Origin of the sequence: Paractinoplanes deccanensis (genome assembly GCF_016862115.1) — a bacterium.
GTDB classification, from domain to species: Bacteria; Actinomycetota; Actinomycetes; order Mycobacteriales; family Micromonosporaceae; genus Actinoplanes; species Actinoplanes deccanensis.
Map to the genome: position 1 here is coordinate 1 of NZ_BOMI01000154.1, position 22,035 is coordinate 22,035.

Here is a 22,035-nt window from a genome sequence, read left to right on the forward strand (position 1 = left end):
GGCCCCTGCGGGTCAGGCCGTGGGCAGCACGACGATCATCGGCGGAACGGGCACGCCGCCGTGTGTCTCGATGGGGAGCTCCGGGGCGGGCAGCCAGTCGAGCCCCAGCATCTCCGGCCCGATGCCGTCGTCGACGCCCACGCGGGGCTCGCCGTCGGCCACGGTCACCGAGAACACCGATGTCATGCCCGACGGGTAGGGCATCTCGAGGATGTGCCGGGCCTCGCTGACCACCAGGCCCGTCTCCTCGAAGACCTCCCGCCGGACGGCCTGCTCGGCGGTCTCACCGGGCTCGAGGCCGCCGCCCGGCAAGGTCCACCACTCGCCGCCACCGGATCGCCGGCTGCGCTCGTGCACCATCAGCACGCGGCCGTCCCGCACGATCACGGCGGCGGCCCGTTTTCGTTCGCTCACGATCGCAGGCTAACCGGCCCCGCTGTGTTCCCGCAGGACCGGCCGAGAAGCTGTGGATAACGTCCGGATTCGTTCCTGCGTAATCAAAGCGTCACCGACCGAAAAGGACATCCGCCCGGTGACGGCATCGATCAGACCGAATAAGCACTCCGGGTAGCCGGCATGTCGCTCGTGCCGTCCCGGTGCTCCTTGACCGCAAGAACCTGGTTCACACCGATTCGTGCCTGTTCGAAAGCGAGCGCCGAGGCCGCCATGTAGAGCCGCCACACCCGGGCACGGCCGTCACTGGTGAGGTGGACCGCCTCCGCCCAGTCGGCCTCCAGGTTCGCGACCCACGCGCGCAGCGTGCGGCCGTAGTGCTCGCGGAGCGCGTGCACGTCCCGTACCTCGAAACCGGCCTCCTCCAGGAGCGTGACCGTCGTGCCGATCGGCGCCAGCTCGCCGTCCGGGAAGACGTACGCGTCGATGAAGGAACGCTGCTGGTGCGGCTGCTTCTCGGGCAGGCGCAGCCGGGCGATCTGGTGGTTGAGCAGGCGGCCGCCGGGCTTGAGCTGGCTGTACAGGATCTGCGCGTAGTCCCGGTAGGGACCGGTGCCGACGTGCTCGGCCATGCCCACGCTGGAGATCGCGTCGAACGGGCCGTCGTCGAGGTCGCGGTAGTCCTGCACGCGGATCTCGACCTGCTCGGTGAGGCCGGCCTCGGCGACCTGCTTGCGGGCGTACTCGGCCTGTTCCGTGGAGAGCGTGATGCCGAGCACCCGCACGCCGTAGTCGCGGGCGGCGTGAATGGCGAGGCTGCCCCACCCGCAGCCGACGTCGAGCAGGCGCATGCCCGGTTCGAGGCCGAGCTTGCGGCAGATCAGGTCGAGCTTGTCGCGCTGCGCGTCCGCCAGGCCGTACCCGGGCTCGTCGGAGGTCCAGTAGGCGCAGGAATACACCATGCTCGGGCCGAGCACGATGCGGTAGAAGTCGTTGCCGACGTCGTAGTGGTGGCTGATCGCCTGCCGGTCGCGGCGCTTGCTGTGCCGGCTGCCGGTGACGACCATCTCCTCGATCGGCGGCTTCGGCTGCGTGCCGAGCACCCCGAGCCGCACCAGGTCGCCGAAGACCGAGCGGATCGGGACGTCCCGCAGGTCGGGCGCCCGCCAGATCAGGGCGGCGAGCCGCGTCAGCGCCTCGTAGAGGTCACCGTCGACGTCGATCTCACCCGAGACGTACGCCCGGGCGAGCCCCAGCTCGTTCGGCTGCCAGATGATCCGGCGCAGCGCGCGCTTGTTGCGGATGATCAGCACCGGCGCGTCGGCCGGCCCGGCCTCGGAGCCGTCCCAGGCTCGCAAGCGCACGGGCATCGGCGCTTGGAGCAGCGACTCGAGCAGGTCCTTGAGCCTGGTCGCGGTGTTCAGATGCGGGATAGTCGTCGGCATCGGTACCTCCCGGGGGCGCGCCTGACCGATCAACTATCTGCCCGGATCCGCGAGATACATAAGACCCTGATCTACTTTGTGATCGACGACTCACACTGCGCGCATGACCCGCGCAAGCGTGTCCAGCCGTAAGGGTCTTGCCTGCTCACGGCGGCTTTCGGCGAGCGCGTGGAGAGCCGCTCGCCGCTCGGCCTCGGACAGCACCCCGGCGAACGGCGACGCGCTGCGCAGCCTTACCGCATAGTCCGCCGGCGACGTCAGCGCGTCTATGACCGTCGACACGCCCGCGTCGAGCAGCACGTCCCAGCGATCGAGCCACATCCATTCGGGCCCGGCCGGGTGCAGATCCCGCAGCCGCCGCAGATTGATCGCCGCCGCGGCCAGCACGGCCGCCGGATCGGCCGCCAGTTTGGCCGCGACGGCCCGATGAAGCCACAGCTGTTCGGTCTGCTCACGGTCGAGCACGGGGTGAATCAGAGCCTCCACATCGGACCGGCGCACCCGCCGCTGCGACCCGACGCTGACGTACGGCAGAAGCCCGCGCGCACAGAGATCGAGCACGCGCCACCGCGGGAACCGCATCAGAACCGCGGCCTCGCCGATGGTGAGAAACTCCGCTGTGCGCATCGTCACACGTGGATATTGTCCCGCGCGAATCGGGACTGCAACAACCGAACGGCTGATGCCTCTTTCACCGCGGCGCGGCGCTGAACAGATACGTCCGCTCCTGCAAAAGATCCAGGGTCAGCGGTACGCCGGTGAGCCGCTCAGCAAGCGCAAACGCCGCCGCCTGGCTGTCACCGGCCGTGAACCCCACCTCGGCGATCTCCGGCGCCAAGTCGGCGGCCCGGGTGCCGAGCCTCTTGCCGGCGTTGCCGGGGTCGAACTCCAGCTCGACGACGCGGTCCGCCACGACGAGGAAACGACCGCGGCCGCCCGCCTCACGGTAGTTGCACACGAGCCTCGTGCCGACGGAGAGTTCGGAGAGCAGCTGGTCCGCCAGGCCCAGCGTGCCGTTGTCCTCGATCACCAGGGACCACGTGTCGATGCGGGTGACGCCGAAGAAGTACTTGTCCCCAGGCACGCGCTGACCGTCGCCGGCGCCCACCAGCTGCCGCCAGGCGATGCGCTCGAGTTCCTTGCCGCGCGTGCGTCGCAGGGCTTCTTGGGGCTTGGTGTTCGCCACCCAGAGGAAGCAGTAGCCCTTGCGGAGGTCTTGCACCTGGGTGAACCAGTCGTAGTCTCCCGCGGTGGCTTCTCTTTTGGTCGCCGCCGGTTTGGGGGTGGGCTGCTTTTCTCCGCACGCCGACAGCAGCCCGAGGGCTGCTAGTCCGAGTAGGTGTCGGCGGTGCACGGCGGAGATTAGATCACGGGAAGACCCTGGGGCTCTGCCCCAGACCCCGGCCAGCGCTGCTGGGATCGGGTTTCAAGGACAGGCTTGGGTGATCCCGAGCCCAAAAGCAAACGGCCCCTGTCTGCTTCGCAGATCCAGAAGCCGTCTTGTTTGTTGTTGTTGCGCTTGTGGAGCCCAGGGGACTTGAACCCCTAACCCCCGCCTTGCAAAGGCGGTGCTCTGCCAGTTGAGCTAGGGCCCCCAGACCAGCCGGCCTCTTACCGAAGGTCGGGCGAGGTGGTCGCCTCGTGCCAGAGCGCCCGCTCATCACTAGACGCCTTGACCTTCTTGAAAACCAGAGCCGCCGCGCCAACAATCCCAGCCACGATGAGGAGCTTCTTCAGCATCACAACCCCCAACTAGTCAGCGGCCCTGCATCCCCCAGCGGAAGCGACGCACCCACCGTGCCCACCGTAACGTGGGGGTCTGGGGGGTCGCCCCCAGGCAGATATGACAAGCGACCTGGGTCCGCGCTTTTTGCGGACACAGGACGCCTGTCGCGCGTGGGGCTAGCTGGAATCGAACCAGCGACCTCAGAGTTATCAGCTCTGCGCTCTAACCGACTGAGCTATAGCCCCTCAGAAGCGACACCGAAGGTTACCGCACTGGGTTGGGGGCTGCCAAAACGGGGGTGGCCCCCAACCCGGTGCCTGGGTGTCTAGTCCCGCTCGGCGAGGGTCAGCTCGACGCCGCCGACCAGGTCGGCGCAGACGTTGTAGATGAACGCGCCGAGGGTGGCCAGGGCGGTGAACAGGACGACGTTCACGGCTCCGATCAGCATGGATGTGCCGATGACGCCCCATGCGGTGATCTGGAAGCCGCCGCTGGAGGAGGCGTCGTCGCTGCCGGTGGCGGTGACGAGCTCCTTCAGGCTGGTGTTGACCTCGCCCCAGACGCCCATGGCGTCGAGGGCCAGGTAGAGCACCGATGTGGCGACCACCACGACGATGAAGAGCACGACGGAGACGGCGAACGAGAACTTCATCACGGACCAGGGGTCGATCCGCTTGAGGTTGAGCCGGGCACGGCGAGGGCCGCGTGCGGCCGCCGAGGTGACCGTGGTGCGTGCCGAGCGGACCGCCTCGGTGACCCGGGCCGCGCCGACCGCGTTGCCGCCCTGAGGCTGCTGCTGCGGGCCGGCGGCGGGGCGGGCCTTGCCGCTGGTGGTCTGCCCGGGCGCCGGCGCGGGAGCGGCGCCGCCGGGGCGCTGCTGCGGGCCGGTGCCGACGCCGCCGGGCTTGGCGGCGCCGGGCACGCTGACACGTCCCGAGGTGCTGCCGGGGGCAGCGCCCTTGCCCTTGGTGACGGTCGGCACACTGGCCGAGCCCTTCACGATGCCGCCGGAGCGTTTCGTGTCGTCACTTTCGGCGTTGGGCTCACCGGGGGGCGGGGCCATGCCCGGCGCCCGGGTGAACTTCGGCGGGGACGGGGCTTCGGCGGGGGCCGCCGCACGAGCCGCGGCTGACTCGCGTCCGTTCTTGGCGGCGTCCTTCTTGGCCGCCTCGTCCGGAGTCGCTGAGCTCCCCGTGGCCCCCGACTTCGCCTGTGTCTCCGGCATCAACTAGTCCTGTTCGTCAGGCTCGTCGGCATTGCGAGCAAGCGCCACGATGGTTACACCTTCTGGGAGGTCCATCAGCTTGACCCCCATTGTGTTCCGATCCCTCGTGCGCCGTACAGGCTTCACGGGAGTCCGGATGACACCACCATTGCTGGTGATGGCAAATAGTTCATCCTCCGGGCTGATCACGAGAGCCCCCACCAGTCCACCACGACGCTCCGTGATTTTCGCGGTGAGGACGCCCTTGCCGCCCCGGCCTTGTACGGGATACTCCTCGATCGGCGTGCGCTTCGCATACCCACCGTCGGTGGCGACCAACACATCCATGCCCTCGCGAACGACTTCCATCGCGAGGAGTTCATCGCTGTCGCTGAAACGCATGCCGATCACCCCGGACGTGGCCCGCCCCATCGGGCGCAGCGCCTCGTCCGTGGCGTTGAACCTGATCGCCTGGGCCCGCTTGGAGACCAGCAGCAGATCGTTCTCGGGTGCCACCAGGGCCGCGCCCACCAACTCGTCGTCCTCCCGCAGGTTGATGGCGATGATGCCACCGCTGCGGTTGGAGTCAAATTCGGCGAGGCGGGTCTTCTTCACGAGGCCATTCTTGGTGGCGAGCACAAGGTAGGGCTCGACCTCGTAGTTGGGGATCTGGATGACCTGGGCGATGTGCTCGTCCGGCTGGAAGGCGAGCAGGTTGGCCACATGCTGGCCTTTTGCCGACCGGTTGGCCTCGGGCAGCTCGTACGCCTTGGCGCGGTAGACGCGGCCCTTGTTGGTGAAGAACAGCATCCAGTCGTGCGTCGAGATCACGAAGAAGTGCGACACGATGTCGTCCTGGCGCAGAGATGCGCCGCTCACGCCCTTGCCGCCGCGCTTCTGCGATCGATAAAGATCGATCTTTGTACGCTTCGCGTAACCGGTACGTGTGATCGTCACCACAACGTCCTCGCGCGCGATGAGATCCTCCATGGAGACCTCACCGTCGAACGGGATGATCTGCGTGCGCCGGTCGTCGCCGTACTTCTGCACGATCTCGCCGAGCTCCTCGGAGACGATCGCCCGCTGCCGCTCCGGCTTGGCGAGGATGTCCTTGAGGTCGGCGATCTCGATCTCGATCTTTGCCAGCTCGTCGATGATCCGCTGGCGCTCGAGGGCGGCCAGGCGGCGCAGCTGCATGTCGAGGATGGCGCCGGCCTGCACCTCGTCGATCTCGAGCAGCTGCATCAGGCCCTGCCGGGCGTCGTCGACGGTCGGCGAGCGCCGGATCAGGGCGATCACCTCGTCGAGCGCGTCGAGCGCCTTGACCAGGCCGCGCAGGATGTGCGCGCGCTCCTCGGCCTTGCGCAGGCGGAACGCCGTACGCCTGCGGATGACCTCGATCTGGTGCTCGACGTAGAAGCGGATGAACTGCGCCAGGTTGAGGGTGCGGGGCACGCCGTCGACCAGGGCGAGCATGTTCGCGCCGAACGTCTCCTGCAGCTGCGTGTGCTTGTACAGGTTGTTCAGCACGACCTTGGCGACCGCGTCGCGCTTGAGGACCAGGATCAGCCGCATGCCGGTACGGCCGGAGGACTCGTCGCGGATGTCGGCGATGCCGGTGAGCTTGCCCTCCTTGACGAGCTCGGCGACGCGCTCCGCGAGGTTGTCCGGGTTGACCTGGTAGGGCAGCTCGGTGACGACCAGGCACGGCCGGCCGCGCTGGTCCTCCTCGACCTCGACGACGGCGCGCATGCGGATCGAGCCGCGGCCGGTGCGGTACGCGTCCTGGATCGCCTGCTGGCCGACGATGAGGCCGTACGTCGGGAAGTCGGGACCCTTGACGATCTCGAGCAGCGCGTCGAGCGTCGTGGCCTCGTCGGCGTCGGGGTTGTCGAGCGCCCACTGCACGGCTCCGGCGATCTCGCGCAGGTTGTGCGGCGGGATCTTGGTGGCCATGCCGACCGCGATGCCCTCGGACCCGTTGACCAGCAGGTTGGGGAAGCGCGACGGCAGGATCGTGGGCTCCTGCGTACGGCCGTCGTAGTTGTCCTGCATGTCGACGGTGTCCTCGTCGATGTCACGCAGCATCTCCATCGCCAGCGGCGACAGCTTCGACTCCGTGTAGCGCATGGCCGCCGGCGGGTCGTTGCCCGGCGAGCCGAAGTTGCCGTTGCCGTCGATCAGCGGGTAGCGCAGCGACCAGGGCTGCCCCATCCGCACGAGGGCGTCGTAGATCGACGAGTCGCCGTGCGGGTGGTAGTTGCCCATCACGTCGCCCACGACGCGCGCGCACTTGACGTAGCCGCGATCCGGCCGGAAGCCGGAGTCGTACATCGCGTAAAGGATCTTGCGGTGTACGGGCTTGAGGCCGTCGCGGACGTCGGGCAGCGCGCGACCCACGATGACGCTCATCGCATAGTCGAGGTACGACCGCTGCATCTCGACCTCGAGGCCGACGGGCTCGACGCGCTGGGTCACGCCACCGGTCGCCTCCGGGATGTCGTCGCCGTCGGGGGGTTCGGGAGTGTCAGTCACTGTTAACCCTTACTCAAGGTGAAACCAGACAAGTACGGCGAAAGCACACGTATCGCTGTGGATAACGTTGTGGAAAGCCGGGGGACGCTGTGGATACTCGGCAACCTAGATGTCCAGGAACCGCACGTCCTTGGCGTTGCGCTGGATAAACGAGCGCCGCGCCTCGACGTCCTCGCCCATCAGGACGCTGAACAACTCGTCCGCCACCGCGGCGTCGTCGAGCGTGACCTGACGCAGCGTGCGCGTCGCCGGGTCCATCGTCGTGTCCCAGAGCTCGTGGAAGTTCATCTCGCCGAGACCCTTGAACCGCTGGATGTCGTCGGGCTTGGCGTTCGGCTTCTTCTGCTGGCGCAGCGCGATCAGGCCGTCGCGCTCGCGGTCGGAGTACGCGTACTGCGCGTCGTCGCCCCGCTTGTTCCACTTGATCTTGTAAAGCGGCGGGGAGGCCAGGTAGACGTGGCCCTGCTCGACCAGCGGCCGCATGAAGCGGAACAGCAGCGTGAGCAGCAGCGTCTGGATGTGCTGGCCGTCGACGTCGGCGTCGGCCATCAGCACGATCTTGTGGTAGCGCAGCTTGGCGATGTCGAAGTCGTCGTGGATGCCGGTGCCCAGCGCGGTGATCAGCGCCTGAACCTCGTTGTTCTTGAGGACCCGGTCGATGCGGGCCTTCTCCACGTTGAGGATCTTGCCGCGGATCGGCAGGATCGCCTGGATCTGGCTGTCGCGGCCCTGCTTGGCCGAGCCGCCGGCCGAGTCGCCCTCGACGATGAACAGCTCGGAGACCCGCGGGTCGGTCGACTGGCAGTCGGCCAGCTTGCCCGGCATCGAGCCCGACTCCAGCAGCGACTTGCGCCGGGCCAGCTTGCGCGCCTGCTGCGCGGCGATGCGTGCCCGGGCCGCCTGCGACGCCTTGGTAATGATGATCTTGGCGTCGGTGGGGTTGCGGTCGAACCAGTCGGCGAGCTGCTCGTTGGCGACCCGCTGCACGAAGCTCTTCATGTCGGTGTTGCCGAGCTTGGTCTTGGTCTGGCCCTCGAACTGCGGGTTGGCCAGCTTGACCGAGATGATCGCGGCGAGACCCTCGCGGATGTCCTCGCCGGAGAGCTTCTCGTCGCTCTTGAGGAACTTCTTCTCGGCGCCGTACCGGTTGACGATGCTGGTCAGCGCCGCGCGGAAGCCCTCTTCGTGGGTGCCGCCCTCGTGCGTGTTGATCGAGTTGGCGAACGTGTAGACCGACTCGCCGTACGACTCGTTCCACTGCATGGCGACCTCGACGGCCATGCCCTCCTCGGCCGACTCGGCGCCGAAGTCGATGACCGACTTGTGGATCGGGTTCTTCGTGGCGTTGAGGTGGCGGACGAAGTCGGAGATGCCGTCCGCGTACATGAAGGTGACCTTGCGGTGGTTGCCTTCCTCGTCCACCGAGCGCTCGTCGGTGAAGTTGATCGTCAGCGCCTTGTTGAGGAACGCGTACTCCTGGAGGCGCCGGTAGATCGTCTGGAAGTCGTACTCGACGGTCTCGAAGATCGCCGGGTCGGGCCAGAACTGCACCGTCGAGCCGGTGGTGGAGGTCGCCTCGCCCTTCTCGAGCGGGCTCGGCTTGGACGCGGTGTAGTCCTGCCGCCAGACGAAGCCGTCCTTGTGGATCTCGACGTGCATCTTGGTGGAGAGCGCGTTCACGACCGAGACGCCGACGCCGTGCAGGCCGCCGGAGACCTTGTAGGCCGTGCCCTCGAACTTGCCGCCGGCGTGCAGGATCGTCAGCGCGACCTCGACGCCCGGCTTCTTCAGCTTCGGGTGCAGGTCGACGGGGAAACCACGGCCGTTGTCGGTGACCGAGACGCCGCCGTCGGCGAGCAGGACCACGTCGACGGTGTCGCAGTAGCCGGCCATCGCCTCGTCGACGGCGTTGTCCACGACCTCCCAGACCAGGTGGTGCAGACCGCGCTCGCCGGTGGAACCGATGTACATGCCCGGGCGCTTGCGGACCGCCTCGAGGCCCTCGAGAACGGTGATCGAACCGGCACCGTATTCCTGGTTGTTGTCTGTCACCCTCGGCCACTTTCTCGTGCCGGACCGTGAGGCCCGACACGGGGAGGGCGGGCGCGCGGCGGGCGGCGGCAGGCAGGGAGAACCACAGATGACAACCCGCGGGGAGGAGCGGACCACCGGTGGAACCGTGCTCGCCGGTCGCCGCGGCAGGCCCGCGGATCGTGATCGGCTGGAAAAACCGCGTAGCGTGACCGCAGGCGCCCGTTCCCGGCCGTCCGCGATCCTGATACTCAAGTTTTCCCGGTCTCCGTCGATTCTACTCCGCCGAAACGAGTTGACGAGGGTCCGGCACCCCTTCCGGGTGCCTCAGATTGCCGTAGCCGGATTTGGGGTCCGCCCCAAGCCCTCCCCTACACGGAAGACGCACCCGGCGCAACGACAAGTAATCCGGCCGTCGGCCCGTGGGGCGCGCCTGCCGGGCCGCGCGGCCACGCGCTGCCACACTGCCTCCCAGCGGCGGGGGTTTGTGTCGTAACCTCCCCGCGCGGGCCGGTGCTTGGCCGGACGGCCGCGAATGGTCTAGGAGGGATGGCCCCCAATGGCGCACGACAAGGGGCTGGAGAACGTCGCGGTGCACTGGCCGCGGACCAACCAGTACTACGACCCGGTAGCTCCCGCCGAGTTCGTCGACTTCGGGGCGATCGCCGACGCCCCCGAGATCGCCGCGCCCACGGGAGCGCTGGCACTGCACATCGCCAAGACCGGCACGGTGCGCGCGACCGCGTACACGGAGCTGGTGGACCTGCTCCTCGGCCTGGACGGCGTCCTCTACGCCACCGAGGCGGCCGCCGAGGACGAGGACCCGGTGATCGACCCCGACGGCTGCGCCTGGATCGCCGGTGGACTCGAGCGCTTCGTCGAAGGCCATGAGAAGTACGGCGACCTGGTCACCTTCGACACGGTCGCCGAGGTGATGCGCAACGCGATCTCCGCGGGCCGCCTCGCCGAACAGCAGCTGCGCTGGCTCGACCAGCGCCTGACCGCCCTGCGCGACGACGCCGGCAACGCTCCCCACTGGAGCTTCGCCCGCTCCGAGCTGGCGATCCTGGCGGGGTTCTACCGCCGCTGCGCGGAGCGCGGCTTCGCGGTCTTCGCCGACTACTGACGGCTCAGCCGTAGGTGTCCCGCGGGCCCCTGCCCTGCACGCGGCGGGGGCCCTTGCTCCACGACGGCGCCGCGGGGCCGTGGATGTTGAGCTTGGTGACGACGTTGTGGCCGACCTCGCCGGCGATGTTGCGCAGCAGGGTGGCGGCGAGCAGCCGCAGCTGGGTGGCCCACGCGGTGGACTCGGCCTCGACGGTCAGCACGCCGGCGTCGAGCTTGACCGGGCGGCTGTGCGCGGCGATGTCCGGGCCGACGACTTTCTCCCAGGCCCCGAAGACGGTGGCCTCGGCCTTGGGACGCTCCCAGCCGCGGGCCTTCATGAGCCGCTGGAGCACGTCGCCGAAGAGCTGCGGGTCGCGCGGGTCGGGACCCGGGCCGGAATAGCCGCGCGGGCGCCTCTCGCCGCCGGAGCCCGCCCCGGCGCGCCGGGGCTTGCGGGCGGCATTCTCACGGCGCCGGGCGAGCGCGGCGTCGAGCACGGCGCGAGCGAGCTCGGGACCCGAAGGGCCCTCAGCGCCCTCCTGCACGCTTGAAGCGCCCGAACCCTGGGGTGACCCACCCTCGGCGCCTCCCGAAGGCCCAGCGGGGCGCTCGGCGGGATCTTCGGTACGCCACCGCGCCGGCTCCGGGTCGCCGGCGGCCGCGGACTCGGCGGCGTACCAGCCCTCGTCGGCGACGCCCAGCTCCTCACGGGCCAGGCTGTCACGGTGGGCCTGTGGATAGAACCGCTCCGCTGTGGACGGCGGCTGGGGACGGTCGCCGTGCGCGGGCGGGCGGTGCTCGCGGAGCAGGTCGTCGTGCCGGCCACGCTCACGGACGAGGTCGTCGTGGCGGGTGCGGTCGTCGCGCAGGGCCGGGTCGTCGTCGTGGTCAGGCACGGGTCACCGCACCGGTGGTCACGTCGTAGCGGGCGCCGCTCAGGGCCGCCGGCACGTCCTCGGGGACGGCGCAGGTGACCAGCAGCTGCGCGGCGTCGGAGACGAGGGCGGCGAGCCGGTCGCGGCGGCCGGCGTCCAGCTCGGCGAAGACGTCGTCGAGCACCAGCACCGGCTCGATGCCGTCGGAGCGGAGCAGGTCGTACGCGGCGAGCCGCAGCGCCAGGGCGAACGACCAGGACTCGCCGTGGCTCGCGTACCCCTTGGCGGGCAGCTCGCCGAGGTGCAGGGCGAGATCGTCGCGGTGCGGGCCGACCAGCGTGACGCCCCGTTCGATCTCGGCGGGCCGGCGCTCCTGGAGCGACTCGAGCAGCGCGCGCTCGAGGGCGGGACGGTCCGGCGTGAGCTTGTCGCCGAGCTTCGCCGCGTACGCGATGGAGGCCGACGAGCGCCCGGCGGCGACCGCGTCGTACGCCTTGGTGAGATGTGGCCCCAGGGCCGCGACCAGCTCGAGACGGCCGGCCAGCAGCTCAGCGCCGTGGTGGGCGAGATGCTGGTCCCAGACCGCGAGGGTGGACAGGTCCTGGCCGCGGCTGCCGCCAACCTTGCGGGTCAGGTACGCGGTGCGCAGCAGGGCGTTGCGCTGCTTGATCACGCGGTCGTAGTCCGAGCGGACGCCGGCGTAGCGGGGCTGGCGGGCGACCAGCAGATCGTCGAGATAGCGCCGGCGCTCCGACGGGTCACCGCGGACCAGTTCGAGGTCCTCGGGGGCGAAGAGCACCATGCGCAGGGCGCCGAGGATCTCCCGCGGCCGCCGTACGGGCGAGCGGTTGAGCCGGGCCCGGTTCGCCTTGCCGGGAACGATCTCCAGCTCGACCAGGAGCTCGCGTCCTTCGTGGACGATCGCGCAGCGGATCACGGCGCTGGGCTGTCCGGCGCGGACGAGCGGGGCATCGGTGGCCACCCGGTGACTGTCCAAGGTGGCCACATAGCCCAGGGCCTCGATGAGGTTGGTCTTGCCCATGCCGTTCTGGCCGACCAGCACGGACACGCCGGGCTCGAGATCAACCGCGACCCGCTCGTACGAGCGGAAGTTGGTCAACTCGACCCGGCGTACGTACACGGCTTGCTCAGACGGACTTCACGGCGTGACCGCCGAACTGATTGCGCAGCGCTGCCACGGCCTTCATCGCGGGCGAGTCGTCCTGACGCGACTCGAAGCGCGTGAAGATCGACGCGGCCAGGACGTGGGCGGGGACGGCGAGGCGCACGGCCTCGTCGACGGTCCAGCGGCCCTCGCCGGTGTCCTCGACGTAGCCCTTGATCTGTGCCAGCTCCGGGTCCGCGTCGAGCGCCCGGTCGAGCAGGTCGAGCAGCCACGACTTGACGACGCTGCCCTCGCGCCAGCTCTTGATGACGGCGGGCACGTTGTGCACGAGCTCCGAGGCCATGAGGATCTCGTAGCCCTCGCCGTACGCCTGCATCATGCCGTACTCGATGCCGTTGTGGATCATCTTGGCGTAGTGGCCGGCGCCGTGCGTGCCGGCGTGCGCGAAGCCGAACTCGCCCTCCGGCTTGAGCGCCTGGAAGATCGGCAGACAGTGCTGGACGTCGGCCTCGTCACCGCCGACCATCAGCGCGTACCCGTTGGTCTTGCCCCAGATGCCGCCCGAGACGCCGACGTCGAGGTAGTGGATGCCCTTGGCCTTGAGCCGCTCGGCGCGCGGGCCGTCGTCGGTGAACTTCGAGTTGCCGCCGTCGATGATGATGTCGCCCTCGGAGAGCAGCTCCGCGAGCTCGTTGATGGTGTCCTCGGTGATCTTGCCAGCGGGGACCATGGTCCAGACGACCCGCGGAGCGGCGAGCTTCTCGACCAGTTCGGCCAGGTTGGCCACGTCGCTGTTCTCCGGGTGGTGGTCGTAGCCGACCACTTCGTGACCGGCCGCGCGAACGCGGTCGCGCATGTTTCCACCCATTCGGCCGAGACCGATAAGGCCGAGCTGCATGGTGTTCCCCCTAGATGTGCGTTTCTCTCATGCCCAGTATCAGCGCGTTACCCTGATCGGCATGATCAGATAGCGGTATCCGGGGACGATTTCGCCCTCTTCCGATGCGGGCGAGATCACAGCTGGCTTGAACGCGTCGACGAAGGAGAGCACCGCGGTCGGGGCGCCGAGGTTCTGCAGGCCGTCGATCAGATATTGCGGGTTGAAGCCGATGGTCAGCGGCTCCCCGCTGAAGGTCGCCTCCATGGCCTCGCTGGCCCGAGCCTCCTCGGTCCCACCGGCCTCGACCACCAGTCCGTCCTCGCTGAAGCTCAACAGCACCGGGGTCGTCCGCTCGGCGACCAGCGCGACGCGGCGGACGACCTCGACGAGCGCGGCGACACCGACCTGGGCCTGTGCGTTGCTGCTCGCGGGGAAGAGCGAGCGCACCGGCGGGTAGTTGGCGCCGTCGAGCAGGCGGCTGGTGGTGCGGCGGGTGCCGCCGGCGAAACCGATCATGCCCTCGCCGGCGTTGCCCTGCGCAAGCGCGAGCGTGACGGAGCCGCCGAGCGGGCCGAGGGTCTTGGCGGTGTCGTTGAGCGTCTTCGCCGGGACGAGCGCGTTGAGGCTGATCTCGGGGTCGTCCGGGTTCCACTCCATCTCGCGCATGGCGAGCCGGTAGCGGTCGGTGGCGAGCATCGCCATGGTCGAGCCGTTCAGCTCGACGCGGACGCCGGTCATCATCGGCAGCGTCTCGTCACGGCCGGCGGCGATGGCGACCTGGGCCACGGCGGCGGCGAAGGCCGCGGCGTCGACGGTGCCGGCGCTGGAGGGCATCTCCGGGAGGCTCGGGTAGTCCTCCACGGGCATCGTCGGCAGGGTGAAGCGGGCGCTGCCGCAGACCAGCTCGAGATGGGCGCCGACGGCGGCGATGTCGACCGGCTTGGCCGGCAGGGCCTTGGTGATCTCGGCGAGCAGACGCCCCGAGACGAGGGCGGCGCCGTCGGCGTCGGCCTGCACCTCGACGGTCACCTGGCTGGAGACCTCGTAGTCGAAACCGGAGACCTGGAGCCTGCTGTCGGTGACGCGCAGCATGACGCCGGCCAGGACGGGCACCGACGGGCGGCTGGGCAGGCTCTTGGCGGTCCAGGCCACGGCGTCGGCGAGTGCGTCTCGCTCCACCCGGAACTTCATGCTGTCCTCCGCGTCGCTTCCTCATCTAGTGGGGCTTCGTACTTGGCTCCGACCCCCACGAACCTTATTGCGAACCGGGGAGCGCTGTCCCTCCGGCCCCGGTGCTGGTTTTCCTGATCAAGCCTGCGGGCAACGGCCGCGAGCGGCTCACCCACAACTTCCACAACGCCGTTGATTGCTTTTTGTTGTCTTAGAGAAATATCTAGTCGTCTTCATCGGGGCTGTGCATAGTGTGGAGAACTCGCGTTCCTGCAGGTCAGCGGGTTATCCACCGGTGATTCACATGTGGGCAACCAGGGTACAAACCCGGGTCTGGATCCACAGTCGCCGACCCGACGGCCGGTTGTCCACCGTTGTCCACCGGCTATCCACCGGATATCCACGGGTTTTATCCCCCGCCCTGTGGATGACGTAGCAACGCTACCGGCTCGTCGTCCCCAGAGTCTTCAACAGGAAATCCACACTCCTCCACAGGCTGTGTGATCAACTGTGACGCTCCGTGTCTGTCCACATCGATTTCCCCAGGCTCGGTCCACATCTGTGTGGAACGGGCCGCGGCGTTCTCCACCGCTGGGGATAACTCCTGGGGATGGCCTGTGAATTAGTGTGGAAAACGTTGGCACGAAACCGTTTCGTTCCGGCGTTGACAAACCAGCGTTGGGATGGATGACCCGGGGCGGGATCTTCGGGCGCGTCTCGCTGTGGCTTCAGAGCCGGTGTCCGGGGCATCGGGTGGCGCCCTGTGGATAACCCTGGGACGAGTGCGTGCTCCCGGTGCGCCTCTGCCGGCACGAGCGCGTGCTCCCGCCTGGGGCGAGCGCGTGCGTTCGGTGCACTTCGGCTTGGGGTGAGCGCGTGCGTTCGGTGCACTTCGGCTTGGGACGAGCACGTGTTCCCGGTGCGCCTCCGCCCGGCACGAGCGCGTGCGTCCGGTGCACTTCCGCCCGGGAGGCGCACGGGCGAGGGCTGGACGGGCTCGCGGCTTCGCCCGGCGACGAGCGTGCGCGTGTGCCCGCGTGTCTGCCGCGGGGCGTGTCTCCCTGGACTTGTCGCAGCACATCTCGACGGCCGGCGGAGCTTATCCACAATGCTGCGTGTCCACAGGGCTCGAGCGCTGTGGGGCGGTTTTCCAGGAGAATGACCTGCGGGGGCTCCCCCTTGGGGAGGGCGGGCGCTGTGGGCTTCGCGACGCTGCGGCGCCGGATTGCCGGCGGTCTCGGGGTGACGGTGGTCGCGGCGAGGGCGGCGGTGGTCGCTGCGGTGAGGGCGGTGGTCGCTGCGGTGAGGGCGGTGGTCGCTGCGGTGAGGGCGGTGGTCGCCGTGGTGAGGGCGGCGGTCGCCGTGGTGAGGGCGGCGGTCGCCGTGGGGACCGGGGTGACGGCGAGTTCGTGGGCATCAAGTTCGCCGGGCGACGAGTTCATGGGGGCGCCAGCCGCCGATCAGCATCGGCATCGTGCTGACCGAACTCGGACACTCACGGCGAGGTTGCGCGGCGGTGGGCGTGGCGAGTGCGCTGCCGCGGGCGTGGCTAGTGCGGGCCGCGGGCGTGGCCAGTGCGTCGTCGCCGGCGTGGCCAGTGCCCTGCTGCGGGCGTGGCTCGTGCGCCGCTGCGGCGGGCCGGCCCAACATCCTTGAGCGCCCAGCGCGTTCTTGTGAGCGTCAGCTGACCGGCGCCCTGTGAGCGCCGGCTGACCGACAGCCCGATGAGCGTTAGCCCGATGAGCGTCAGCTGACCGACAGCCCGATGAGCGTTAGCCCGATGAGCGCCAGCTGACCGACGTGCGCCGAGCGGCCGGCTTGACCGCCGTGTCAGTGGACGGCCAGCTGACCGTCGGTGGTGTGGGTGGCCTGCTGAGTGCGGTCCTGGAGTGCGTGTGATGGCGCCTCTCGCCGGGTATGCCGTGCGCGGCGTGGCGGTGGGAGCGCTGCCTTCGCGGCCCGAGGTCGGCGAATTGGCGGGTGCGGGCAGCTCGGGGCTGTGTCGTTGTGGGCCGTTGAGGGTGGGCGCCGAGAGTTATGCACAGGCTGGGGACAAAGGCTGAGGAATACGCCGAAATCGTCCTGATGAGCGACACGATCGGGTGTGGAAAACCACGGTGGTATGGGGACGAACGCGGCTCTGAGCGTGGTGAGGGTGACCTTGGGCGCTGTGGATTGGGCTCGGGCGGGCGAGCTTGTCGGCGCTCATGGCACGAGAAGCGGCGGCGGGCCGGCCGGGGCTGTGGATAACTTGGCCGCAGCGTTGGGGAGCGGCCACGGTGAGGGGCGCGCCGGCGAGCGTTTGCGCAGGTAGACCGTTGTAGGAGAGCCTGTGGATGGCGTGGGCGGGGTTGTGCACAGCTGGGGACGGCAGCACAGCCCGGCGGCGCCTCGCCGGCCGGACCACCGACTGGCGGGCTGTTGCGGGTGGGGCGGGGTGCCTGCGGTTGTGGACGCGTGCAGGCGTACCGGATGGTGGTTACGTGTTTTGTTTGATGCGGTTTGTCAGCTCGGCGATCTGGTTGTAGAGCGAGCGGCGTTCGGCCATGTGCTGGCGGATCTTGCGGTCGGCGTGCATGACCGTGGTGTGGTCGCGGCCGCCGAAGGCTTGTCCGATGCGGGGCAGGGAGAGGTCGGTGAGCTCGCGGCAGAGGTACATGGCTACCTGGCGGGCGTTGACCAGGACGCGGCTGCGGGAGTGGCCGCGGAGGTCTTCGAGGCTCACGCCGAAATAGTCGGCTGTGGAAACCATGATCTGGTCGGCGGTGATCTCGGGGCCGGCGCCGTCGGGCATGAAGTCGCGGAGGACCTCTTCGGCCAGAGCGAGCTGGACCGGGGAGCGGGTGAGGCTGGCGAAGGCGGTCACGCGGATGAGGGCGCCTTCGAGCTCGCGGATCGAGTTGGAGACGCGGGACGCGATGAACTCGAGGACGTCGTCGGGCGCGTACATGCGCTCCTGGGCGGCCTTCTTCTGCAGGATCGCGATGCGGGTCTCGAGGTCGGGCGGCTGGATGTCGGCGAGCAGGCCCCACTCGAAGCGGGTGCGCATGCGGTCTTCCAACGTGGCCAGCTGGCGCGGCGAGCGGTCCGAGCTGATGACGATCTGCTTGTTGGCGTTGTGCAGCGTGTTGAAGGTGTGGAAGAACTCCTCCTGGGTGCGCTCGCGATTTTCCAGGAACTGGATGTCGTCGATCAGCAGGATGTCGACGTCGCGGTAGCGCCGCTGGAACGCCTGGGTCTTGTCGTCGCGCAGGCTGTTGATGAAGTCGTTGGTGAATTCCTCGGTGGACACGTAGCGGACGCTTCGCGCATGGCCGAGCGTGGTCGCGTAGTGGCCGATCGCGTGCAGCAGGTGGGTCTTGCCGAGACCGGAGCTGCCATAGATGAACAGCGGGTTGTACGCCTTGGCGGGCGACTCGGCGACGGCGACGGCGGCCGCGTGCGCGAAGCGGTTGGACGAGCCGATGACGAACGTCTCGAACATGTACTTCGGGTTGAGACGGTTGCCGTCGTTCGTGCCGCGCGGGTTGCTCGACGGGCGGATGTCGGGCTGGGCGCGGCCGGGACCGTTGTCGCCGCCGCGCATCTGGAGCGTGTCGTCGCGGTCGGCGCCGAGCAGCGTCGGGCGGTCGTCGGGACGGCGCTGGTTGTCGCGCAGCTGCGACGGGTCGGCGGCCATGCGGTGCACCGGCGCCTCGTTCGGCTCCGGCTTGTCGTTCATCGGGGCGGGGGGTCGCCCGAACGTGGCCGGCGGCTGGGCGGGCGGCGGGGGCAGCGGGTCGGCGAAGAGCGCTTCCTGACCACCGCGGGCGGCGGGAACCCCTCGGGGGTACGAGCCGGGGGCCTGGCGTTGGGCGGAGCCCGGCGGGTACGGGTCGTAGGCCGGCTGCTCGGGCGGGCGCGGTGGCTCGGCGTAGTGGCGGGGCTGAGGCTCGATCGGCTCCTCGGCCGGCGCCTCGACGGGAGTGCCGTAGACCTTGCCGGGGAGGCCGGTGCCGTCCTCCGGCGGCTTGACGGTCACGGCGACCTGGATCGGCCTGTTCAGCCGGCGGCTCAGGGCCTCGGTGATCGCGGGACGCAGGCGCGACTCGATGACGTCGCGGGTGAAGGCGTCGGGCACGGCGAGCAGCGCGGTGTCCTCGACGATCGCGCGCAGCTGGGTGAGCTGAAGGTACGCGCGCTGCTGGCGCGACGAGATCTCGTCGGCCAACTCGTCCAGCGTCGCCTTCCACACACCGCTCAGGTCGACCTGATCGGCCACCGCCGCGCCACCCCCATCGCCACCGACCCCCGGTGGACCTTGTCCGGCTCTACCGCTCGTCGTTGCCCTCCAGGCACTCGACGTCTCCCCCAACCCAGCACCACATTTAACGTGCTGGAGACGCTCGGCGCCACCGGCTGTCCACAGGTTATCCACAACCCTGTGCACGCGTCGGCGGTCGCTTCCCCGGCCGGATGGTCGGCAGACATCCCGGAGCCTGAAATGGCGCGGTTCCCCAGGCTCACCGTGCCGAACGATTCACCCGCTTGTCTGGTTTTGGCCGACTCGTCGTGGTATGCGCACACCGCTGATGACCAGCAAACGGGCACGCTAACAGCGAGGTCGCCGCAGCATCAACTCTCGTATCGGCGAGCAAGCGCCCGACCGCAGGAAAAGATTCACAACGCGCGCAGACGGACGAGGCCCCCTCTTCCCGGTCATCTCCCTGCTCAACTCGTCGTCGGCGTGCCGATCCAGGATATGGTTGACCGGCGCGGCCGCCCTGCGTAGGGTCGAGCGGTTGCTCCGCCGCGTTCTGCTAAAGTGGCGTCTTGCAGCTTTGATGCCCCCTGGATGTTGTACGAAGACGGAGTTTTGACGTGAGCAAGCGCACCTACCAGCCGAACAACCGCCGGCGTGCCAAGACCCACGGCTTCCGGCTGCGCATGCGCACCCGTGCCGGGCGGGCCATTCTCGCTGCTCGCCGCAGCAAGGGCCGCGACAAGCTGTCGGCCTGAGCCGACGCCTGTCGGGCCTGGACTGGCCAGGTAGTCGTGCTGGCCGCGGCGCAGCGACTGCGGCGTAGCGCCGACTTCGCCGCGGCGATCCGCGGTGGCCGTCGGGCCGGTCGCGGGACGCTGGTCGTTCATCTGCTTATCGAGGAGCCGGTGCAAGCCTCCACGGCGCGCGCCGGCTTCGTCGTATCCAAAGCCGTCGGCAACGCGGTGATCCGTAACAAGGTTCGCCGCCGGCTCCGGCATCTGGTCCGGACCCGGTTGGACGGTCTGCCCGGCGGATCGACGCTGGTGGTGAGGGCTCTGCCCCCGGCCGCCGAGGCGTCCTTCGCGACCCTGGCGGCCGATCTCGACGGCGCGCTGGCGGCGGCGCGCAGGCCACGGAGGCCGCGATGAGCGTGCTCGCCCGAGTGCTGACCGCGCTGGTCGTCGCGTACCGTCGGTATGTGAGTCCGGTGCTGCCGGCCCGCTGTCGGTTCTATCCCTCGTGCAGCGCGTACTCCCTGGAGGCGTTGCACAAGCACGGTGCTGTGCGAGGGACGGGGTTGACGGTCTGGCGGCTCCTGCGCTGTCACCCCTTCCACCCTGGCGGGTACGACCCGGTACCTGACCCGATCCGTCACCGTCCTGCCGATGTGACTGGAGCCTGAATTGAGTCTCGACTGGATCTACTACGCCATCTCGTGGATCCTCCTGCGCTGGCATGCACTCTGGGACTTCATCGGAATCCCGGACACAAAGGTGCTCGGCACCAACTGGTCGTGGGTGCTGGCCATCGTGTTCCTGGTGGTGACCGTCCGGGTCATCCTCTTCCCGGTCTTCGTCAAGCAGATCAAGAGCCAGCGGGCGATGCAGGCGCTGCAGCCCAAGGTCAAGGAGCTGCAGGAGAAGCACAAGGGTGACCGGGAAACGCTCCAGAAAGAAATGATGGAGCTGTACAAGACCGAGAAGGCCAACCCGCTCATGGGCTGCCTTCCGATGTTCTTGCAGATCCCCGTCTTCCTGGGCCTCTTCCACGTCCTGCGCCGTCTCAACCCCGAGAACCAGGGCAAGACGCTGTACGGGTGGACCGTCGAGCAGTTCGAGAGCGCGACGCACGCCTCGCTGTTCACCGCGCCGCTGCCCGCGAAGTTCGGCTCCAGCGCGTCGGAGCTCGCCGCGCTGGACGCGAACGGCGTCACGGTCAAGATCATCGCCGGCATCCTGGTGCTGATCATGATGACGACCACGTACCTCACCAGCCGTCAGATGATCCTCAAGACCGGCTGGGCCGAGGACCCGCAGCAGAAGATGATCCAGCGGCTGATGCTGTACGGCATCCCGCTCTCGCTGCTCGTCTCGGGTGCGCTCTTCCCCATCGGTGTGATCATCTACTGGGTCACGAACAACCTGTTCACCCTGGCCCAGCAGCAGTGGGTGCTGCGGAAGTTCCCGCCGCCGCAGATGGCCAAGAAGAACGCCTCGGCGCCGTCGCGCCCGTCCGGCCCGCCGGCCAAGAAGCCCGCCGGTGGCGCGGCCGCCCCGAAGAGCCCGGTGCAGCCCGGCCGCAGCGGTGGCCTGTTCGGCAAGAAGAACCAGCCGGAACCGCAGCCGCCCGTCGTGGACACCAAGGCGCTGGCCCCGAAGCCCGGTGCCAAACCGGTGAATCCCAAGAAGGGCGCCAGACCGGCGAGCAAACCCAAGGGATGATCGCGGCTCGGGCACTGTCTGACGGCAGGGCCCGAGCGCTCCCCTTCCTGAGACCTCCCCGCGGCACCACTGATTACTCGCCGCGGAAGCAGCGGACCGAGCAGGTCCGGACCGATTGAGTACGGAGATGAGATCGTGACCGACACCAGCACGCCCGAATCGTCAGTCTCCGCCGACGCGCCCGCGGCCCCCACCGAAGAGACGAAGACATCGGAGAGCGTGGCTTCGGACGGCGACCTGTTCCGGCAGAGCGAGATCGCCGCCGACTACGTCGAGGGGCTGTTGGACATCCTCGACTACGACGGCGACATCGACGAGCTCGTGTCGGCGGGCCGCCCGATGGTCGAGGTGGTGGGCGGCCGGCTTCAGCCGCTCGTCGGCCAGCGGGGTGCCACGCTTGAGGCGCTTCAGGAGCTGACCCGCCTGGCGATCTTCCGGGCGACCGGTTCCCCCTCGCGCCTGCTGCTCGACATCGGTGGCTACCGGGCGTCGCGCCGCAAGGAGCTGGCGGCGGTGGCCCGCAACGCTGTGGAAAAGGTGAAGGAGCACGGCGACCCGGTGCGCCTGGAGCCGATGTCGGCGTTCGAGCGCAAGTGCGTGCACGACGTGGTGAACGCGATCCCCGGCGTGCAGAGCGAGTCGGAGGGCGTCGAGCCCAACCGTCGCATCGTGGTGCGTGTGGCGGACTGACGATGACTGACCCACGCGCTCGCGCGGGGGACGCCGGCCCGGGCGAGGGATCGCCCGGGCCGGTTTCGTTCCCGGAGTCTTCAGGGGTACGGCGGGGGCCGCGGCGGCCGGTGGCCTTCCCGGGGAAGCGTGCCTCTTCGGGTAGCTCAAGTGCCCGTTCCGCGGCGCC

Annotated in this window: 19 protein-coding genes and 2 tRNA genes; 6 read left to right on the forward strand and 15 right to left on the reverse strand. The window is 69.0% G+C overall.

The window, feature by feature from the left end:
• Positions 1 to 12: 12 nt before the first annotated feature.
• The 10 genes from Ade02nite_RS37885 to gyrB all read right to left on the reverse strand — a co-directional run bounded on the left by Ade02nite_RS37885 (position 13) and on the right by gyrB (position 9,355).
• Positions 13 to 414 carry an NUDIX domain-containing protein gene (locus Ade02nite_RS37885; RefSeq protein ID WP_203774381.1) on the reverse strand — a complete coding sequence of 134 codons (402 nt, stop codon included), beginning with the start codon at positions 412 to 414 and terminating at the stop codon, positions 13 to 15.
• 131 nt (positions 415 to 545) lie between these two features.
• Complete coding sequence (locus Ade02nite_RS37890; protein ID WP_203774388.1) at positions 546 to 1,838, reverse strand: class I SAM-dependent methyltransferase; 1,293 nt, start codon at positions 1,836 to 1,838, stop codon at positions 546 to 548.
• Between the two features lie 90 nt (positions 1,839 to 1,928).
• On the reverse strand, positions 1,929 to 2,465 hold the full coding sequence (locus Ade02nite_RS37895; RefSeq protein WP_203774427.1) for an excisionase family DNA-binding protein: 537 nt from the start codon (positions 2,463 to 2,465) through the stop codon (positions 1,929 to 1,931).
• Positions 2,466 to 2,529: 64 nt separating this feature from the next.
• On the reverse strand, positions 2,530 to 3,192 hold the full coding sequence (locus tag Ade02nite_RS37900) for a DUF6461 domain-containing protein (RefSeq protein ID WP_203774390.1): 663 nt from the start codon (positions 3,190 to 3,192) through the stop codon (positions 2,530 to 2,532).
• A 168-nt stretch (positions 3,193 to 3,360) separates the two neighbouring features.
• Positions 3,361 to 3,433, reverse strand: a tRNA-Ala gene (locus tag Ade02nite_RS37905).
• 16 nt (positions 3,434 to 3,449) lie between these two features.
• Positions 3,450 to 3,578, reverse strand: coding sequence for a DLW-39 family protein (locus Ade02nite_RS49835; RefSeq protein ID WP_239169340.1), 129 nt, complete (start codon positions 3,576 to 3,578; stop codon positions 3,450 to 3,452).
• 157 nt (positions 3,579 to 3,735) lie between these two features.
• Positions 3,736 to 3,809, reverse strand: a tRNA-Ile gene (locus Ade02nite_RS37910).
• An 80-nt stretch (positions 3,810 to 3,889) separates the two neighbouring features.
• Positions 3,890 to 4,789, reverse strand: a complete 900-nt coding sequence (locus Ade02nite_RS37915) for a DUF3566 domain-containing protein (protein WP_203774392.1) — start codon at positions 4,787 to 4,789, stop codon at positions 3,890 to 3,892.
• 3 nt (positions 4,790 to 4,792) lie between these two features.
• Positions 4,793 to 7,303 carry a DNA gyrase subunit A gene (gene gyrA / locus Ade02nite_RS37920; RefSeq protein ID WP_203774394.1) on the reverse strand — a complete coding sequence of 837 codons (2,511 nt, stop codon included), beginning with the start codon at positions 7,301 to 7,303 and terminating at the stop codon, positions 4,793 to 4,795.
• Between the two features lie 105 nt (positions 7,304 to 7,408).
• Positions 7,409 to 9,355, reverse strand: a complete 1,947-nt coding sequence (gyrB, locus tag Ade02nite_RS37925; RefSeq protein ID WP_203774396.1) for a DNA topoisomerase (ATP-hydrolyzing) subunit B — start codon at positions 9,353 to 9,355, stop codon at positions 7,409 to 7,411.
• Between the two features lie 538 nt (positions 9,356 to 9,893).
• Between gyrB and Ade02nite_RS37930 the strand changes: the two genes are divergently transcribed.
• Entirely contained in the window at positions 9,894 to 10,460 is a 567-nt protein-coding gene (locus Ade02nite_RS37930; protein WP_203774398.1) for a hypothetical protein, read from the forward strand.
• A 4-nt stretch (positions 10,461 to 10,464) separates the two neighbouring features.
• On the opposite strand, the gene Ade02nite_RS37935 is transcribed toward Ade02nite_RS37930, so the two are convergent.
• From Ade02nite_RS37935 to dnaA, 5 genes are all read right to left on the reverse strand, one after another.
• On the reverse strand, positions 10,465 to 11,142 hold the full coding sequence (locus Ade02nite_RS37935; RefSeq protein ID WP_379036919.1) for a DciA family protein: 678 nt from the start codon (positions 11,140 to 11,142) through the stop codon (positions 10,465 to 10,467).
• Between the two features lie 187 nt (positions 11,143 to 11,329).
• Positions 11,330 to 12,457, reverse strand: a complete 1,128-nt coding sequence (gene recF, locus Ade02nite_RS37940) for a DNA replication/repair protein RecF (RefSeq protein WP_203774400.1) — start codon at positions 12,455 to 12,457, stop codon at positions 11,330 to 11,332.
• Between the two features lie 7 nt (positions 12,458 to 12,464).
• Positions 12,465 to 13,340, reverse strand: coding sequence for a phosphogluconate dehydrogenase (NAD(+)-dependent, decarboxylating) (gene gnd / locus Ade02nite_RS37945; protein ID WP_203774402.1), 876 nt, complete (start codon positions 13,338 to 13,340; stop codon positions 12,465 to 12,467).
• A 39-nt stretch (positions 13,341 to 13,379) separates the two neighbouring features.
• Positions 13,380 to 14,513, reverse strand: a complete 1,134-nt coding sequence (gene dnaN, locus Ade02nite_RS37950) for a DNA polymerase III subunit beta (RefSeq protein ID WP_203774409.1) — start codon at positions 14,511 to 14,513, stop codon at positions 13,380 to 13,382.
• Positions 14,514 to 16,971: 2,458 nt separating this feature from the next.
• Complete coding sequence (gene dnaA / locus Ade02nite_RS37955) at positions 16,972 to 18,753, reverse strand: chromosomal replication initiator protein DnaA (RefSeq protein ID WP_203774417.1); 1,782 nt, start codon at positions 18,751 to 18,753, stop codon at positions 16,972 to 16,974.
• Positions 18,754 to 19,352: 599 nt separating this feature from the next.
• Between dnaA and rpmH the strand changes: the two genes are divergently transcribed.
• The 5 genes from rpmH to Ade02nite_RS37980 all read left to right on the forward strand — a co-directional run bounded on the left by rpmH (position 19,353) and on the right by Ade02nite_RS37980 (position 21,866).
• A complete protein-coding gene (gene rpmH, locus Ade02nite_RS37960; protein WP_020516543.1) occupies positions 19,353 to 19,490 on the forward strand; it encodes a 50S ribosomal protein L34 in 138 nt (45 codons plus the stop codon).
• 36 nt (positions 19,491 to 19,526) lie between these two features.
• On the forward strand, positions 19,527 to 19,883 hold the full coding sequence (gene rnpA, locus Ade02nite_RS37965; protein ID WP_203774419.1) for a ribonuclease P protein component: 357 nt from the start codon (positions 19,527 to 19,529) through the stop codon (positions 19,881 to 19,883).
• Positions 19,880 to 20,137, forward strand: coding sequence for a membrane protein insertion efficiency factor YidD (gene yidD, locus Ade02nite_RS37970; RefSeq protein ID WP_097329387.1), 258 nt, complete (start codon positions 19,880 to 19,882; stop codon positions 20,135 to 20,137). The genes rnpA and yidD overlap by 4 nt, the downstream gene beginning before the upstream one ends.
• A gap of 1 nt (position 20,138) precedes the next feature.
• On the forward strand, positions 20,139 to 21,176 hold the full coding sequence (gene yidC / locus Ade02nite_RS37975) for a membrane protein insertase YidC (protein WP_203774421.1): 1,038 nt from the start codon (positions 20,139 to 20,141) through the stop codon (positions 21,174 to 21,176).
• Positions 21,177 to 21,311: 135 nt separating this feature from the next.
• The gene (locus Ade02nite_RS37980) at positions 21,312 to 21,866 is read left to right on the forward strand and encodes a Jag family protein (RefSeq protein ID WP_239169341.1); all 555 of its coding nucleotides are present in this window, start codon (positions 21,312 to 21,314) and stop codon (positions 21,864 to 21,866) included.
• The last annotated feature ends 169 nt before the right edge of the window (positions 21,867 to 22,035 follow it).

Bases quoted from the DNA above. Each gene is read 5' to 3' on its own strand.
- gnd (WP_203774402.1), bottom strand. From the start codon at position 13,340: ATGCAGCTCGGCCTTATCGGTCTCGGCCGAATGGGTGGAAACATGCGC.
- Ade02nite_RS37895 (WP_203774427.1), bottom strand. From the start codon at position 2,465: ATGCGCACAGCGGAGTTTCTCACCATCGGCGAGGCCGCGGTTCTGATG.
- Ade02nite_RS37890 (WP_203774388.1), bottom strand. From the start codon at position 1,838: ATGCCGACGACTATCCCGCATCTGAACACCGCGACCAGGCTCAAGGAC.
- Ade02nite_RS49835 (WP_239169340.1), bottom strand. From the start codon at position 3,578: ATGCTGAAGAAGCTCCTCATCGTGGCTGGGATTGTTGGCGCGGCGGCT.
- Ade02nite_RS37915 (WP_203774392.1), bottom strand. From the start codon at position 4,789: ATGCCGGAGACACAGGCGAAGTCGGGGGCCACGGGGAGCTCAGCGACT.
- dnaN (WP_203774409.1), bottom strand. From the start codon at position 14,513: ATGAAGTTCCGGGTGGAGCGAGACGCACTCGCCGACGCCGTGGCCTGG.
- Ade02nite_RS37930 (WP_203774398.1), top strand. From the start codon at position 9,894: ATGGCGCACGACAAGGGGCTGGAGAACGTCGCGGTGCACTGGCCGCGG.
- yidD (WP_097329387.1), top strand. From the start codon at position 19,880: ATGAGCGTGCTCGCCCGAGTGCTGACCGCGCTGGTCGTCGCGTACCGT.